We start from the raw sequence: 610 nt of genomic DNA on the forward strand, positions 1-610 counted from the left end.
GCCTTTCCTCTATATGATCCAACTTTCCCTTTTCAGCCATAGCAAGAGGGGCTCTTCCCACCGCAAAATGCAAGGGTTGTGGTTGTGGGCGAAACTGAGGGCCCTTCAAAGTGTTTCGCAGGGGTATACCACCAACTGCTTGCCCTTCGGTGGCATATCCGAGGCAAGGCTCGAAGTCGGCTAGATTGTGGTGGGGAATTTCATGTGTCTCCCCCACGGTTTAAGAGACATGTGCATGATCAGTTTGGGGTTGTTGGCTTTCAATGGGTATAGTAGTGGAGTTATTGACATTCTTATTGGGAGTGTACGCCACATTGGGTGGCGTAAGTTGAGAGGCAAGCCATATGGTGGGAAGGAGTGCTCATTTTGAATTTGCACATCATGGGGGTCATCCGTACTTCCTAAATCTTTGCCTACTATATTTGAGGTTGGATGATTCATTTGGTTGAGGCCAGATGGGGGCATCGGGTTCACCTTAGCAACAACGCTGGTAGCGGCAATTGCAACCGCATTGGCTTCCATTATCTTCTTCACGCTCATCATGGCCTCCATCATTGTGGCCATTTGCTCTTTTATGGCCTCCATTTCGGCCTTCATCTTCTCTTGTATC

At 48.9% G+C, this 610-nt stretch carries 1 protein-coding gene; it reads right to left on the minus strand.

The window, feature by feature from the left end; translation table 11 throughout:
- Positions 1–180 precede the first annotated feature (180 nt).
- On the minus strand, positions 181–610 hold a 430-nt coding region (locus JBL43_RS20465), incomplete at its 5' end, for a hypothetical protein (RefSeq protein WP_198843149.1).

This window comes from Aureibaculum flavum (assembly GCF_016406085.1).
In the GTDB taxonomy this organism is placed as follows: domain Bacteria; phylum Bacteroidota; class Bacteroidia; order Flavobacteriales; family Flavobacteriaceae; genus Aureibaculum; species Aureibaculum flavum.